Source organism: Thermus thermamylovorans (assembly GCF_004307015.1).
Lineage (GTDB): Bacteria > Deinococcota > Deinococci > Deinococcales > Thermaceae > Thermus > Thermus thermamylovorans.
Window position 1 is genome coordinate 72617 of record NZ_SIJL01000007.1, and the last position, 14122, is coordinate 86738.

The following is a 14122-nucleotide window of genomic DNA, read 5'->3' on the forward strand; positions in this document are numbered from 1 at the left end:
CTTTCCCTGAGTCCTTGGTCAATAATGGAAGGCATGGAAACCCTTCTGGAGAACGCCCTGGGCGGGAGGGGGCACTTCGCCTTCCCCGGAGTGCTCCTCCTGCGGGGGCCCGACGCCCTCCCCTTCCTGCAGGGCCAGGCCACCCGGGACCTGAGGGGACTTTCCGGGCCTGCCGGGGCCCTTTTCCTCAACCACCGGGGCCAGATCGAGGAGGCGGCCACGGTCTTCCCCCACCCCGAGGGCTTCCTCCTGGCCCCTTGGGGAGCCCTGGCGGGCCTTAGGGCCCGCCTGGAGCGCTACCTCGTCTTCGACCAGGTGGAGCTTTTGGAACTCCCCCTCTACCGCCTCCTCCATGCCGACGGGCGGGAGGAGGTGGCGGAGAGCGGGGAGGGGGCGTACCCGGAGGCCCTCTACCCCCTCTACACCCTCCTGAAGGGCCTTCCCCTCCTCTCCGACATCCGGGGGGAGCTTCCCCAGAGCGTGGGCCTCCTCCACCTGGTGGACTACGGCAAGGGATGCTACGTGGGCCAGGAGATCATGGCCCGCACGGAGGGCAGGGAGACCCACCACCGCCTGGTGGGCCTGCGGGCCTTGGGGAAGGAGGGTGAGGTTCCTTGCGACCTCCACTGGGGGGGGCGGAGGGTGGGGACGGCCAAGCGCCTCCAGGAGACCCCCTTTGGCCCTTTGGGCCTGGGGGTGGTGCGCAAGGAGGTGCCCTTTGGAGCGGAGCTGGAGGGGGGCGGGGGGCGCTTTCGCCTGGAGCCCCTACCCTTTGAGGAGGCCTCATGGAGCGGGCGGAGATCATCGGCGTAGGGACGGAGCTCCTCTATGGGGAGACCCTGGACACCAACACCGCGGAGATCGCGGCGAGCCTCAAGCCCTACGCCCTCAAGGTGGAGAGGACCCTGCGGGTGGCGGACGAGCCCGGGCCCCTGGTCCGGGAGGTGCGGGCGGCCTGGGAGGGGGCCCGGCTGGTGGTCCTCTCCGGGGGCCTCGGCCCCACCCCGGACGACATCACCCGGGAGGCGGTGGCCGAGGCCTTGGGGGAGGCGTTGGAGCTAGACGAGGCGGTGCTTTCCGAAATCGAGGCCCGCTTCCGCGCCCGGGGCCGCACCATGCCCGAGGCCAACCGTAAGCAGGCCCTGAAGATCCCCTCGGCCACCTGGCTCAGCAACCCCTGGGGCACCGCCCCCGGCTGGTGGGTGCAGAAGGGGAGCAAGGACCTGATCCTCCTGCCCGGCCCCCCCATGGAGTGGCGGCCCATGTGGCGGGAGGTCCTGCCCCGGCTGGGCCTGCCCCGGCGCCCTTATGCGGAAAGGATCCTGAAGACCTGGGGCCTCGGGGAGTCGGACATCGTGGAGCGCCTGGGGGGGCTTTTCCAGAGAGGGGAGGAGGTGGAGGTGGGCACCTACCCCAGGCTCCAGGGGGTGGAGGTGGTGGTCCGGGGCCGGGAGGATCTGGTGGCGGACCTTTCGGAGAAGATCAAGAAGCGCCTCTTGAAGGAAGTCTGGGGCGAGGGGGAGCTCACCCTGGCGGAGGCCGCCCTGCGCCGCCTGGAGCTGGAAGGGGCCACCCTCTCCACCATGGAAAGCCTCACCGGGGGGCTTCTGGGGGCGGAGATCACCCGGGTGCCGGGGGCGAGCCGCTTTTACCTGGGCGGCGTGGTATCCTATTCCCCAGGGGCCAAGGCCCGCTTCGGTGTGCCGGAGGAACTCCTCGCCAAAACGGTCTCCGCCGAAACGGCTAAGGCCATGGCGGAGGCCGCCCGGAGGCTTTTTGGCTCCACTTACGCCCTGGCCACCACCGGGGTGGCGGGTCCCGACCCCCTGGAGGGGGAGCCTGTGGGCACGGTCTACGTGGCCCTGGCGGGCCCTAAGGGGACGGAGGCCCGCCGTTACCGCTTCCCCGGCGACCGGGAGGCCGTGAGGCTTAGGAGCGTGTACGCCGCCCTGGCCCTCTTGCTGACATGAGGCTCTTCTACGCCATTTTTCTTCCCGAAGAGGTGCGGCGCCCCCTGGCGGAAGCCCAGGGGCAGGTGGCCCGCTACCGGGGCTGGAAGGGGGTGGCCCCCCACCAGCTCCACCTCACCCTGCTCTTCCTGGGGGAGAGGCCCGAGGGGGACCTGGAGGACCTTTTGGCCCTGGGGCACCGCCTGGGGCGGCTTTTCCCGACTTTCCCGGCCCGCATCCGGGGCACGGGCTACTTCCCCAACGAGGGCACCCCCCGGGTCTGGTTCGCCAAGGCGGAGGGGGAGGGGTTTGCCCCCTTGGCCGAGGCCCTGAGGCAGGGGGTGGCCGAACTCTTGGGGGAGGAGGCCCTCTTGGCCGGGGGGGATAAGCCCTTCAAGCCCCACATCACCCTGGCCCGGCGCAAGGCCCCGGCCCCCCGGGTGCCCCCGGTGGTCTTCGGCCTGGAGTGGCCCGTGGCCGAGTTCGCCCTGGTGCGCTCGGAGCTCAGGCCCAAGGGGCCTATTTACACCCTTCTGGAGAAGTTTCCTTTGCGAGGTGAGCATGGACGAGAACAAGAGGAAAGCGCTGGAAAACACGCTGAAGACCATTGAGAAGGAGTTCGGCAAGGGCGCGGTCATGCGCCTGGGGGAGATGCCCAAGCTCCAGGTGGACGTGATCCCCACGGGCTCCCTGGGCCTGGACCTGGCCTTGGGCATCGGGGGGGTTCCCCGGGGCCGGGTCATCGAGATCTACGGCCCCGAGTCCGGGGGCAAGACCACCCTGGCCCTCACCATCATCGCCCAGGCCCAGAAGCAGGGGGGCGTGGCCGCCTTTGTGGACGCGGAGCACGCCCTGGATCCCCTCTACGCCGGGAAGCTCGGGGTGAAGGTGGAAGACCTCCTGGTCTCCCAGCCGGACACCGGGGAGCAGGCCCTGGAGATCGTGGAGCTCCTCGCCCGTTCGGGGGCGGTGGACGTGATCGTGGTGGACTCGGTGGCCGCCCTGGTGCCCAAGGCGGAGATCGAGGGGGAGATGGGGGACCAGCACGTGGGCCTCCAGGCCCGGCTCATGAGCCAGGCCCTCCGGAAGCTCACCGCCGTGCTCTCCAAGAGCAACACCGCCGCCATCTTCATCAACCAGGTGCGGGAGAAGGTGGGGGTGATGTACGGCAACCCGGAAACCACCCCCGGGGGAAGGGCCCTCAAGTTCTACGCCAGCGTGCGCCTGGACGTGCGCAAAAGCGGCCAGCCCATTAGGGTGGGCCCCGAGGCCGTGGGCATCAAGGTGAAGGTGAAGGTGGTGAAGAACAAGCTGGCCCCGCCCTTCCGCGAGGCGGAGCTGGAGATCTACTTCGGCAAGGGCCTGGACCCGGTGATGGACCTGGTGAACGTGGCCGTGGCCGCGAACGTCATCGAGAAGGCGGGGAGCTGGTTCTCCTACGGGGAGGCCCGCCTGGGCCAGGGCAAGGAGAAGGCGGCGGAGTACCTCAAGGAGCGGCCGGAGCTTCTGGAGGAGATCCGGGCCAAGGTGCTGGAGCGGGCCCACGAGGTGGTTCTCTCGGGGGCTGGCGAAGGGGAGGAAGGATGACCCTGACCCTTTTGGACTGGGTGCTCCTGCTCCTGGTCCTGGTCCTGGCGGGGGCTTTGCTCCTCAGGCGCAGGGGAGAGGACCGCTCGGGGGAGGAGGCCAGGCGGCTGTTGGAGACCGCGCGGGAGGAGGCCCGGGAGGTCCTGGAGGCCGCCCGCCAGGAAGCCAGGGATATCCTCGAGGCCGCCCGCCAGGAGGCTAGGGCCTCGAGGGAGGAGGCGGAGGCCAGGGCCAAGGTCCTCCGCCAGGAGCTGGAGGCGGAGCTCCGGCGCAAGGAGGAGGCCCTGGAGGCCGAGGCGAGGCGGCGCCTGGCCGAAGCCGAGGAGCGGCTTAAGGGGGAGCGGGAGGAGCTCAAGGCGGAGCGGGAACGGCTCAGGGCCCTCCAGGAGGAGCTTCGGGGGGAGCGGGAGCGCCTCAAGGAGGAACGGGAGGAGCTCCGCCGCGAGGCGGAAAGGCTCTCCAAGCGGGGGGAGGCCCTGGACGCCCGGGCCCTCAGGCTGGACGCCCTGGAGGAGGCCCTCGGCCAGCGGGAGGAGGCCCTGAAGGGGCGGGAAGGCCTCCTCGCCGAGCGGGAGAAGGAGGTGGAGAGGCGCCTTTACGAGGCGGCGGGCCTCTCCCCCGAGGAGGCGAGGCGCCTCATCCTGGAAAGGCTGGACCGGGAGCTGGAGGAGGAGAAGGCGCAAAGGGTCAGGGCTGCCCTGGAGAAGGCCCGCCTCGAGGCCCGGCGGGAGGCCCAGAAGATCCTGGCCCAGGCCATGCAGCGCCAGGCCTCGGAGACGGCGGCGCAGCTGGCGGTCTCCGTGGTGCCCATCCCCTCCGACGCCATGAAGGGACGGATCATCGGGCGGGAGGGGCGGAACATCCGCACCTTCGAGGCCTTGACGGGCGTGGACCTGATCATCGACGACACCCCGGAGGCGGTCCTCCTCTCCTCCTTCAACCCCATCCGCCGGGAGATCGCCCGCATGGCCCTGGAGGAGCTCCTGAAGGACGGGCGCATCCACCCGAGCCGCATCGAGGAGGTGGTGGAGAAGGCCAAGGGGGAGATGAAGACCTTCATCTACGAAAGGGGGGAGGAGGCGGCCCTCGAGGCCGGGGTGGTGGGCCTGAAGCCCGGCCTCGTCCAGCTCTTGGGGCGGCTCCACTTCCGCTCCAGCTACGGCCAGAACGTCCTCAAGCACTCCGTCCAGGTGGCCCACCTCGCGGGGATCATGGCCGCGGAGCTGGGCCTGGACGCCGCCCTGGCCCGCAGGGCAGGGCTTCTCCACGACATCGGCAAGAGCGTGGACCGGGAGGTGGAGGGGAGCCACGTGGAGATCGGCATCGCCCTGGCCCGGCGCTTCGGGGAGCCCGCGGAGGTCCTGGACGGCATCGCCCACCACCACGACCCGGAAAACGCCGAGACCGTGTATGCGGTTTTGGTGGCCGCCGCGGACGCCCTTTCCGCCGCAAGGCCGGGGGCGCGGCGGGAGTCCTTGGAGGAGTACCTGCAGCGCCTGGAGGCCCTGGAGCGCATCGCCCTCTCCTTCCCCGGGGTGGAGACGGCCTTCGCGGTGCAGGCGGGAAGGGAGGTGCGGGTCATCGTCAAGCCGGACCGGATCACCGACGCCAGGGCCACCCTCCTGGCCCGGGAGATCGCGGGCCGCATCGAGCGGGAGATGAACTACCCCGGCCAGGTGCAGGTCACCGTGGTGCGGGAGACCCGGGCGGTGGAGTACGCCCGTTAGGCTAGAATGGGGCGATATGCTGAGGGGCGAGGACATCGGGATCGACCTGGGGACGGCCAGCGTCCTCATCTACGTGCGGGGTAAGGGCATCGTCTTGAAGGAGCCTTCCGTCATCGCCGTGGTCCAAGGCAAGCGGGAGGTCAAGGCCGTGGGGGCCGAGGCCTACCGCATGCTGGGGCGTACCCCGGGGAACATCGTGGCGGTAAGGCCCCTCAAGGACGGGGTGATCGCCGACTACGCCCTCACGGAGCGCATGCTCCTCCTCTTCCTGCAGAAGGTGCTCTCCCCCATGAGCCGCTTCTTCCGCCCGCGGGTCATGGTGGGGGTGCCCTCGGGGGTCACGGACGTGGAACGGCGGGCGGTGGTGCAGGCGGTCTCCGCCCTGGCCCAGAAGGTCTACCTCATCGAGGAGCCCCTGGCCGCGGCCATCGGGGCGGGGATCCGGGTGGCCGAGCCCACGGGGAGCATGGTGGTGGACATCGGGGGGGGCTCCACGGACGTGGCCGTGATCTCCCTGGGGGGCATCGTGCGCTCCGAGAGCCTGCGCATCGCCGGCAACGAGATGGACCAGGCCATCATCCGCTACGTGCGGCAGAAGTACAACCTGCTCATCGGGGAGCGCACCGCTGAGGAGCTCAAGATCCAGCTGGGCCGGGCCAAGCTCCTGCCGGGGGAGGAGCGGGAGGTGGCCGAGGTGCGGGGCCGGGACCTTCTCTCCGGCCTTCCCCGCACCGCGGAGATCCCCGCCGAGGACGTGGCCGAGGCCCTGAAGGAGCCCCTGGACAAGATCTTCCAGGGGGTGAAGGGGGTCTTGGAGGCCACGCCCCCGGAGCTGGCCTCGGACATCTACGAGCGGGGCATCCTCCTCACCGGGGGCGGGGCCCTCCTGAGGAACCTGGACGTGGCCCTGCAGGAGGCTACGGGGGTGCCGGTGGTGGTGGCGGAAAACCCCATCGAGGCCGTGGCCCTGGGCACGGGGCGGGCCCTGGAGATGCTCCACGTCCTGGAGGACACCATCCTCTCCTCCGACGACGTCTTGCGGAGGTGATGGGGTGGAGATCGGGGAGATCCTCAAGCTCCTGCCCCACCGCTACCCCTTCCTCCTCATCGACCGGGTGCTCCACGCGGACGAACGGTCCTTCCGGGCCCTGAAGAACGTGACCTTCAACGAGCCCCACTTCCAGGGCCACTTCCCCGGCTATCCCGTGATGCCCGGGGTCCTGATCCTGGAGGCCATGGCCCAGGCGGCGGTGGGGACCATCGCCCGGCAGCCGGGCTTCCAGCCGGGGGGCCTGGTCTTCCTGGTGGGGGTGGAGGAGGCCCGCTTCCGGAAGCCCGTGGTCCCGGGGGACACCCTGGTCCTGGAGGGGGAGCTCCTCCGCTACCGCCTGGGCCTGGGCAAGGTGGCGGTCCGGGCCCTGGTGGAGGGGGAGGAGCGGGCGGCCGCCACCTTGAGCTTCGCCGTCCGGCAGGAGGGGGCCTGACGCCCGCCCGGGCTCCCGGGGTTGGGCAGGGCTTCCCCCTGGGGCAAGGGGGGAAGGGTTCGGCGGAAAAGGGTATTAGGGGACAGGGGCCACGTCCCGGGGCAGCCCGGGGACCCCTGCCTCCCACTCCCCCTCCAGGAGGGCTCCGCGGCGCAGGAGGTAGACGAGGGCTACCCGCAGGTGGGCTTCGGGGAAGCGGGCCTTGCGGGTGTTCCAGCGCTTTAGGGTTTCCTGGAGGCCGGGCCAGTCCCGGGCCCCCTCCCTGCGCACCGCCCAGTGCACGGAGGCCAGAAGCTCCAGGCCATAAGGGCTTTCGAAGCCCTCTATCCAGGAAGCAGCACGCGAGGCGGCCTCATCTGCCTCAGGGAAATCCGCCAGGAAGAGGAGGACCTCTTCCAAAACATTTGGCTTGAGGCGCATGCGGGACCGCCCGGTGCGGTCGCCAAAACCCACGATGTAGTGGCCTTCCAAGCGCTCTAAAACGTGGTTGAGAGCCTCAGCATAGGGCCCATACCTGTTTGCTGCGAAGGCCAGCCGCAGGTCGAGCCCGGCTTCTTGGAGGAAGTAGGCCAGCTTCTGGGCCTCGAGGCGGCCCAGGGTTTCTCCCAACGCATCGTAGAGACCAAAGAGCTTGAGCAAGGCAGCCCGGGCCGGGGTGAGCCTGGGCTTTTTCCCTGTGGGGCTGAGAAAGCGGGTTACCCCCTGTGGCGAGGGGGCAAAGACCAGAACCTCTACCCCCTCCAGACCTTCCAAAGCCGCTTGGATGCGTTCCCGGACGGCGGGCCAGGGTAGGCCGCCGCTACCCGCCCCCAAGGGGGGAAGGGCCAGGGAGCGGATGCCCAGTTCCCGGACCACCCGCACCAGGTCCCTCAGCCCGGCTTCCACGTACTCAAGGCGCGAGGGCTGCCGCCAGTGGCGCTTGGTGGGGAAGTTGAGGATGTAGCGGGGACGGAATAGGGGGCCGCGATCGTGGACGAAGACGCGGCCGATCTGCACCTCTCCCCGGCGGCAAGCCGCCGCGTACGCTCGGTAGTTCTCCGGGAAGGCCCGCTTGAACTGCAGGGCAACCCCCTTGCCCATGACCCCCACCGTGTTCACGGTGTTGACCAGGGCTTCCACGTCGGCTTTCAGAAGGTCGCCTTGCACAAAGCGAAGCACCCTCTTAATAGTACCACTCCCGCCGCACCCGCACCGGGGGGTGCGGGGCGCGGGGAAAGGCCTGAAGGATTTTTCGGACCTCTGCCGCCACTCCCGGGTCCATGACCGCGATCTCCTCCACCAGCTCCCAGGGGAAAAGGCCGTGGACCAGGAACTCCGCCTGCTTTCTCTCCTTCCGGTCAGGGAGTTCCTTCGTGTTCGCCCAGTTCCGGGCCCCGATGGTCCCCCAGTCCAGGCGGGCCAGGTCCTCAAGCCGCCCCAGGAAGGCGGCATACCGCACCGTCGCGTGCCGGTCGGTGAAGACAAACCTCAGGTCCGCCCTCGCCACCCGCTGGACCGAGCTCACCAGGTGGAGGATGGGCCGCTGCCCTCCTTGGTAAGGAAGCTCGCTGGGCCTGGGATGCGCCAAGGCGTAAAGCATGGGAGGACGAGGGCAGAAGTAAAAGGGAACGTACTCGTGGAGTGTTCCCCCCGGGGGCAAGGGAACCTTGATCCCGGCGCGACGTGCCTGGATATGGGGGTAGGCCACCGACTGCACCGTTGGGGGAGCTTGGGCTTTAGGACGCAGCCCTCCTTCAACCAGGATGCCCCTAAGGTTGTCCGCGTGGGTCAGGTGGTAAATGGGGGTGGGGGCCGGGTAGCCCCCCCCGTCCCGCCACGCCCCCTGGGGTAGGGGAAGGCCCTCCCGGGGGTCCCCCAGGTACAGGTAGGCCCAGGCCTCGAGGACCCCCTCCCCCGTCGCCACCCTCACCCGGGCCCGCCGGTACTCCACCCCCTCCTCCTCCAGCCGGTCCAGGAGGGGGAGGGCCTCCCGGGGCAGGAGGAGCACCTCCCCATAGACCCGCCCCTCCCCCGGGACCATGGCCGGGTAGGCGTAGGGGCGGCCCCTTCCCGGGAGCAGGTGGTAGAGGGCGAACCCCTCCACGTGCCCCGGGAGCACCCCCCTCACCAGACCCGCCACCAGAGGGTGGTTGCGCTCCCCCCGCTGCAGGGTGCCGTAGGCGAAGACCGCCTCCACCTACTCCCCCAGGAAGCGGTACCCCACCCCCACCACCGTCTCGATGAACCGGGGAGCGCGGGGGTGATCCCCGAGCTTCTTGCGCAGAAGGCGGACGTAGGCGTCCACCACCCGCTCCGAACCCTCGAACTCCGGCCCCCAGACCCTTTCCAGAAGCTCTTCGCGGGTGTAGACCCGTCCCGGGGCCTGGGCCAGGGCCAGGAGGAGGCCCATCTCCGTGGCGGATAGCCTCAGGGGTTCCCCTTCCAGATAGGCCTTCCGCCCCTCCAGGTCCAGCTCCAGGGGGCCGAAGCGGCGCCTCCCCTCCTTGCCCGCCCGGCGCAAGAGGGCCCGGATCCGGGCCAGAAGCTCCTTCAGGGAGAAGGGCTTGCCCAGGTAGTCGTCCGCCCCCTCCAGCAGGCCCTCCACCCGGCTCGCCTCGTCGGCGCGGCCCGTGAGGAGGAGCACGGGGAGGAGGGGGTCCAGTTCCCTCAGGGACCGCAGCACCTCCAGCCCCTCCAGGTCCGGCAGCCCCCGGTCCAGGACCACCAGGTCGGGCCTTGGGCCCTGCCAGGCCCGTTCCAGGGCCTCCCGCCCCGCCCGGGCCCAGGCCACCTTCAGCCCTTCCTTTTCCAGGAACCGCTTGACCAACTCCCCCACCTGGGGGTCGTCCTCGACCAGGAGAATGCGCGCCATAAATCCTTCCCGAAATACTAGCGCCCCAAAATCACCACCACCCCAGGGTATTCCCCTTCGGGCAGCCTCAGCAGGCGGGCCACCCCCTCATCGTAAAAGGTCTCCGCCGGGTAGGCGAAGAGCCCCTGGCCCACGGCGGAAAGCAGGACCAGGCCCGCGGCGTAGCCCGCCTCCAACAGAGCATACCGGTAGCCCCGGAGACCGAAGAGGGCCTCGCTGCGCTCGGGCAGCAGGGTGAGGACCAGGAGGGCGGCCGCCTGGGCCAGGGAAAGGCCCATGAGGGCCTCGGACCAGGCCCCCTCCTCGGCCCGGGAGGAGAGCTGGAAGAGCTGGTGCTCCTTGGGGAAGTAGTGATAGACCCCGGGGAAGACCCCCTCCACCCGGCGCACCACCAGGTAGGCCTCCAGGGGGTAGGCCTCCCCGGCGGAGGGGAAGCCCCGTACCCCTCCCCGCTCCGCCAGGGGGTAGAGCACCTGGGAGAGGTCCTTGAGGGTCAGGGCCGCCCCCAGCTCGGGCAGGCGGGGCTGCAGGTGGGCCAGGGCCCGGAAGAGGGGCGCCCCCCCTTCCTGGCGGAAGGGGGGGAGGGCCTGGGTCTCCAAGGGGTTGGCGTACACCTTGGCCTTGGGCTTGCGCCTCAGGGGCAGCCGGTCCTCCGGGCTCAGGCGGGAAAGGCGGTAGAAGAGCTTGCCGGGGTGCTTCTCCATGGCTAGAAGCGGTAGCTCTTGGGAACCACCACCACCCCTTCCAGGGTCACGGTGAAGCCCCGGGCACGGTCGGCCTCCAGGTCGTAGCCGATCTCGGTGTGGGGGGGGATCTTCACGTTCTTGTCCACGATGGCGTTCCTTACGCGGCAGTAGCGGCCCACCTCCACGTCGTCGAAGAGGACCGAGCGCTCCACCAGGCTGTAGGAGTTCACCCGGACCCGCCGGAAGAGGACGGACTCCCGCACCGTCCCCCCGCTCACGATGACCCCGCCTGCCAGGAGGCTGTTGAGGGCCCGGCCCACCCTTTCCCCGGTCTCGTGGACGAACTTGGCGGGGGGGCTGAAGAGGTTGGCGGTCCTTAAGGGCCACTCGGGGTTGAAGAGGTCGAACTCGGGGATGACCTTGACCAGATCCATGCTGGCCTCGAAGTAGGCGTCCAGGGTGCCCACATCCCGCCAGTAGAGGTTGGGGCCCTCCTGGCCGGGGATGGGGTTGCGGTGGAAGTCGTAGGCGAAGACCCGGTAGCCCTCCTTGAGGGCCTTGGGAATCACGTCCTTGCCGAAGTCGTGGCTGCTGGCCTCCTCCCGGGCGTCCGCCTCCAGAAGCTCGAAGAGGGCCTCGGTGCGGAAGATGTAGTTGCCCATGGAGGCCAGGGCCAGGTGGGGCTTCCCCGGGATGGGGTTGGGGTCTTTGGGCTTTTCCTGAAACTCGGTGATGCGCCACTCCGGGTCCACCTGCAGGACGCCGAAGCGGGAGGCCTCCCCCACGGGCACCGGGTAGGCGGCGATGGTGACGTCCGCCCGCTTCTCGTAGTGGTACTCCACCATGTGGCGGACGTTCATCTTGAAGATGTGGTCCCCGCCGAAGACGGCCACCGCGGCGGGGGCGTGGTTGTGCACCAGGTGGAGGTTCTGGTAGATGGCGTCCGCGGTGCCCCGGTACCAGACGGGCCCGAGCTCCTCGTAGCGGTACATCTGGGCGGGGACCAGGAGGATGAAGTGGTCGTCCAGAAAGGCCCCGAAGCGCCAGTAGCGCTGGATGTGCTCCGTGAGGGACTGGGCCTTGAACTGGGTGAGGACGTAGATGGCGTAGATCCCGGAGTTCACGAAGTTGTTGAGGACGAAGTCGATGATGCGGTACTTGGCCCCGAAGGGCACCGCGGGCTTGGCCCGCTTGGCGGTGAGGGGGTAGAGGCGGCTTCCCTGCCCTCCCGCTAGGATCATGGCCAGAACCTCTACCTTGACCATCGCTGCCCCCTTTGCCCGTAGTCTACCCCAAGGCCTGAGGGACGAAGGTCCGGGTATAGTGGGGGGGATGCGGGTTCCCCCTCCCCACTGGTTCACCCCCCCCGTCGCCCCCAGGCCCGCCCCGGCCTTCTTCGGCCAGGAACGGGCCCTGAGGGCCCTGGAGGCCGCCTTCCGCCAGGGGGGGCATGGCTATCTGGTGGGCCCCAGCGGCCTGGGCAAGCGCAGGCGCTTCCTCGAGTACCTCCAAGGCCGCTCCTTTCCCAAGGAAGAGCTGGTCTACCTCCCCCTAGGGGAGGAGGCCTTCCCCCTCCTCCTCCCCCAGGGGCGGGGTCGCGCCCTCCTCGAGGGGGTGGAAGCCCTTCTCGCCGAGTTCACCCCGGGGCTTTTCCGGGAGCAGGGCTTCCTCTACGCCAAGAGCCTGGTGGAGGCCCGCCACCAGACGGAGGCGGAGGAGCTCCTCAAGGGGCTTTCCCGGGAGGCGCAGGCCCAGGGCTTTACCTTGGAGGAGGGGGAAGGGGGCCTTCGGCTTGCGGGCCAGGGCCGCCTGCCCCCGGAGCTCTCCGCGAGGCTGGAGGAGGCGGTCCTGGCCTACCTGGACGTGCGGCAGAAAGCCGAGGCCGAGGTGGCGGCCCTGAGGCGGGGTTTCGCGGAGCGCTTCCTCCTCCCCAAGGCCCAGGAGCTCAAGGCCCGCTTCCCCGAGGCCGGGCGCTACCTGGATTGGCTTCTGGAGAGCCTGCTGCGGGTCGCGGCCCTGGAGGAGGAGGTGGAGCCCCAGAGGCTCCTGCCCCACCTCCTCGTGGAGGGGGGGGAGCGGGTGGTCTACGAACCCAACCCCAGCCCGGAGAGGCTCTTCGGCCACCTGGAGTACGAGGTGCGGGAGGGGGCCCTGGCCACCCACCTGGGCCTCCTGCGCCCCGGGGCCCTGCACCGGGCCACGGGAGGGGTGCTGGTCCTGGAGGCCCACCGGGTCTGGGAGCTGGGGAGCTACCCCCTCCTGAAGCGGTCCCTGGCCACGGGCCAGGTGGAACCCCTGGCCCCCAGGCCCGAGGTGCGGGGGCCCCGCCTCCAGCCCGCCCCCCTCCGGGCCCAGGTCTTCCTGGTGGGGCCGCCCGAGGTGATCGCCTTCCTGGAGGAGGACGAGGAGTTTCTGGAGCTCTTCCCCTTCCGGGTGGAGTTTGGCCCGGAGGTGCCCTACACCGAGGAGAACGTGGCCTACCTCGGGGGGTTCCTGCAGGCCCAGGGGGTGGCCCTCACCCCCGAGGGCCTGGCGGCCCTGGCCGATGAGGCCCGGCGGCTCGCAGGGCACCGCGACCGCCTGGACGCCCGGCTCTACCGCCTCCTGGACCTGGCCAAGGAGGCCCTGGTCCTGGGCAGCCCCCTGGAGCGGGCCACGGTGGAGCGGGCGGTCCGGGTGCGGGAGGAGCGCTTCGGCCTCGAGGAGGAGCTCTACCTGCGGGAACTCCAGGAGGGGGTGGTGGCCCTCGAGGTCCGGGGGGAAGGGGTGGGGGAGGTGAACGGCCTGGTGGTCCTGGAGGGCCCCCTGCCCCGGGGGCGGCCGGTGCGCATCACCGCCCAGGCGGGCCCCGGGCGGGAGGGGGTCCTCTCCATCGACCGGGAGGTGGGCCTGGGGGGTCAGGTCTTCCACAAGGCGGTCCTAACCCTGGCGGGGTACCTGCGGGGGGCCTACGCGGAGGTGGGGGCCCTTTCCGCCACCGTGAGCCTGGTCTTCGAGCAGAGCTACGGGGGCATCGAGGGGGACTCGGCGGGGCTCGCCGAGCTCCTGGCGGTCCTCTCGGCCATCGCCGGCCTGCCCCTGAGGCGGGACCTGGCGGTCACCGGGGCCATCGACCAGACGGGGAGGGTCCTGGCCGTGGGCCGGGTGGCGGAGAAGGTGGAGGGGTTCTTCCGGGTCTGCCAGACCCTGGGCCTCACCGGCACCCAGGGGGTGGTCCTCCCCCGGGCCAACCTGCCCCACCTGGTCCTCCGCCGGGAGGTGGTGGAGGCGGTGGCCGAGGGGAGGTTCCACCTCTACGCGGTGGAGCGGGCGGACGAGGCCATCGAGCTCCTCTTCGCCCGGCGGGCCTACTGGGTGCACGAGCGGGTGCGGGAGGCCCTCCTGCGCTTCCGCCAGCTGGAGGACGGGGAGGAGAAAACGGCCTCCTAGGGGCCGGGGGCCGCGCCGCCGGGACTTGTGCGGCCTTTAGAATGGACCCGTGGCCAAGCGGCGCGAATCCCCTTCCAAGAGGCAGCTGGAGCTGCGCCTGAGCGGGCAGGCCTTCGAGATCCCGCCCCTTTGGGACGTCCTCCTCATCGGCCACCAGGCCCCCATCGGCCCCGAGGCCGCCAAGCGCATGGCGGAAAGCCTGGCCCCGGGGCAGTTCGAGCTGGTGCGGGTGCAGAGGGCCCCGGTGGAGGCCCTTTTGGTGCGCAAGAGCCTCCTCAAGGCCCTGGCTGCCGAGCCCCTGGTGGAGCTTCTCCTGGAGGAGCTTGCGCCCCTCCTCGGGGAGGACCAGGTGGTGCGGGCTCAGGTGGAGATCGTATTGCACACAGGGAGGACCATCCGGTTAGAATAG

The 14122-nt window shown here is 70.3% G+C and carries 14 protein-coding genes and 1 pseudogene; 9 read left to right on the forward strand and 6 right to left on the reverse strand.

Going from position 1 to position 14122, the window contains the following annotated elements:
- Positions 1–33: 33 nt before the first annotated feature.
- The 7 genes from ETP66_RS06905 to fabZ are packed head-to-tail and all read left to right on the forward strand — an operon-like array spanning position 34 to position 6747.
- On the forward strand, positions 34–813 hold the full coding sequence (locus ETP66_RS06905) for a YgfZ family protein (RefSeq protein ID WP_201738491.1): 780 nt from the start codon (positions 34–36) through the stop codon (positions 811–813).
- On the forward strand, positions 786–1970 hold the full coding sequence (locus ETP66_RS06910) for a CinA family nicotinamide mononucleotide deamidase-related protein (protein WP_130841874.1): 1185 nt from the start codon (positions 786–788) through the stop codon (positions 1968–1970). The genes ETP66_RS06905 and ETP66_RS06910 overlap by 28 nt, the downstream gene beginning before the upstream one ends.
- Entirely contained in the window at positions 1967–2560 is a 594-nt protein-coding gene (thpR, locus tag ETP66_RS06915; RefSeq protein ID WP_130841876.1) for an RNA 2',3'-cyclic phosphodiesterase, read from the forward strand. Before ETP66_RS06910 ends, thpR begins: the two co-directional genes overlap by 4 nt.
- Positions 2511–3536 (forward strand): recombinase RecA, encoded by a 1026-nt coding sequence (gene recA / locus ETP66_RS06920; protein WP_130841878.1) that lies wholly within the window; start codon positions 2511–2513, stop codon positions 3534–3536. Before thpR ends, recA begins: the two co-directional genes overlap by 50 nt.
- Positions 3537–3538: 2 nt before the next feature.
- Complete coding sequence (rny, locus tag ETP66_RS06925; RefSeq protein WP_130841946.1) at positions 3539–5263, forward strand: ribonuclease Y; 1725 nt, start codon at positions 3539–3541, stop codon at positions 5261–5263.
- A 16-nt stretch (positions 5264–5279) separates the two neighbouring features.
- A complete protein-coding gene (mreB, locus tag ETP66_RS06930) occupies positions 5280–6311 on the forward strand; it encodes a rod shape-determining protein (protein ID WP_130841880.1) in 1032 nt (343 codons plus the stop codon).
- Between the two features lie 4 nt (positions 6312–6315).
- Entirely contained in the window at positions 6316–6747 is a 432-nt protein-coding gene (gene fabZ / locus ETP66_RS06935) for a 3-hydroxyacyl-ACP dehydratase FabZ (protein WP_130841882.1), read from the forward strand.
- Between the two features lie 75 nt (positions 6748–6822).
- On the opposite strand, the gene darG is transcribed toward fabZ, so the two are convergent.
- The 6 genes and pseudogenes from darG to glgC all read right to left on the reverse strand — a co-directional run bounded on the left by darG (position 6823) and on the right by glgC (position 11549).
- Positions 6823–7893, reverse strand: coding sequence for a type II toxin-antitoxin system antitoxin DNA ADP-ribosyl glycohydrolase DarG (gene darG / locus ETP66_RS06940; RefSeq protein ID WP_236630110.1), 1071 nt, complete (start codon positions 7891–7893; stop codon positions 6823–6825).
- Positions 7894–7909: 16 nt separating this feature from the next.
- A complete protein-coding gene (gene darT / locus ETP66_RS12500; protein ID WP_330848616.1) occupies positions 7910–8527 on the reverse strand; it encodes a type II toxin-antitoxin system toxin DNA ADP-ribosyl transferase DarT in 618 nt (205 codons plus the stop codon).
- A gap of 30 nt (positions 8528–8557) precedes the next feature.
- Positions 8558–8923, reverse strand: a pseudogene (locus ETP66_RS12505) (gamma-glutamylcyclotransferase family protein); the annotation flags it as partial.
- Positions 8924–9598: a response regulator transcription factor gene (locus tag ETP66_RS06950; protein WP_130841887.1), complete on the reverse strand. Its 675-nt coding sequence runs from the start codon at positions 9596–9598 to the stop codon at positions 8924–8926.
- Between the two features lie 17 nt (positions 9599–9615).
- Entirely contained in the window at positions 9616–10302 is a 687-nt protein-coding gene (locus tag ETP66_RS06955; protein ID WP_130841889.1) for a SagB/ThcOx family dehydrogenase, read from the reverse strand.
- A 2-nt stretch (positions 10303–10304) separates the two neighbouring features.
- Positions 10305–11549 (reverse strand): glucose-1-phosphate adenylyltransferase, encoded by a 1245-nt coding sequence (gene glgC / locus ETP66_RS06960; RefSeq protein ID WP_130841891.1) that lies wholly within the window; start codon positions 11547–11549, stop codon positions 10305–10307.
- Between the two features lie 67 nt (positions 11550–11616).
- Here glgC and ETP66_RS06965 point away from each other — a divergent pair, with 67 nt between their 5' ends.
- Entirely contained in the window at positions 11617–13713 is a 2097-nt protein-coding gene (locus tag ETP66_RS06965) for an AAA family ATPase (RefSeq protein WP_130841893.1), read from the forward strand.
- A gap of 49 nt (positions 13714–13762) precedes the next feature.
- Positions 13763–14122, forward strand: coding sequence for a hypothetical protein (locus ETP66_RS06970; RefSeq protein WP_130841895.1), 360 nt, complete (start codon positions 13763–13765; stop codon positions 14120–14122).

What these genes read in the sequence shown, in the direction of transcription:
- ETP66_RS06905 (WP_201738491.1), top strand. Translation starts at nt 34, where the DNA reads ATGGAAACCCTTCTGGAGAACGCCCTGGGCGGGAGGGGGCACTTCGCC.
- ETP66_RS06910 (WP_130841874.1), top strand. Translation starts at nt 786, where the DNA reads ATGGAGCGGGCGGAGATCATCGGCGTAGGGACGGAGCTCCTCTATGGG.
- thpR (WP_130841876.1), top strand. Translation starts at nt 1,967, where the DNA reads ATGAGGCTCTTCTACGCCATTTTTCTTCCCGAAGAGGTGCGGCGCCCC.
- recA (WP_130841878.1), top strand. Translation starts at nt 2,511, where the DNA reads ATGGACGAGAACAAGAGGAAAGCGCTGGAAAACACGCTGAAGACCATT.
- mreB (WP_130841880.1), top strand. Translation starts at nt 5,280, where the DNA reads ATGCTGAGGGGCGAGGACATCGGGATCGACCTGGGGACGGCCAGCGTC.
- ETP66_RS06950 (WP_130841887.1), bottom strand. Translation starts at nt 9,598, where the DNA reads ATGGCGCGCATTCTCCTGGTCGAGGACGACCCCCAGGTGGGGGAGTTG.
- ETP66_RS06955 (WP_130841889.1), bottom strand. Translation starts at nt 10,302, where the DNA reads ATGGAGAAGCACCCCGGCAAGCTCTTCTACCGCCTTTCCCGCCTGAGC.
- glgC (WP_130841891.1), bottom strand. Translation starts at nt 11,549, where the DNA reads ATGGTCAAGGTAGAGGTTCTGGCCATGATCCTAGCGGGAGGGCAGGGA.
- ETP66_RS06965 (WP_130841893.1), top strand. Translation starts at nt 11,617, where the DNA reads ATGCGGGTTCCCCCTCCCCACTGGTTCACCCCCCCCGTCGCCCCCAGG.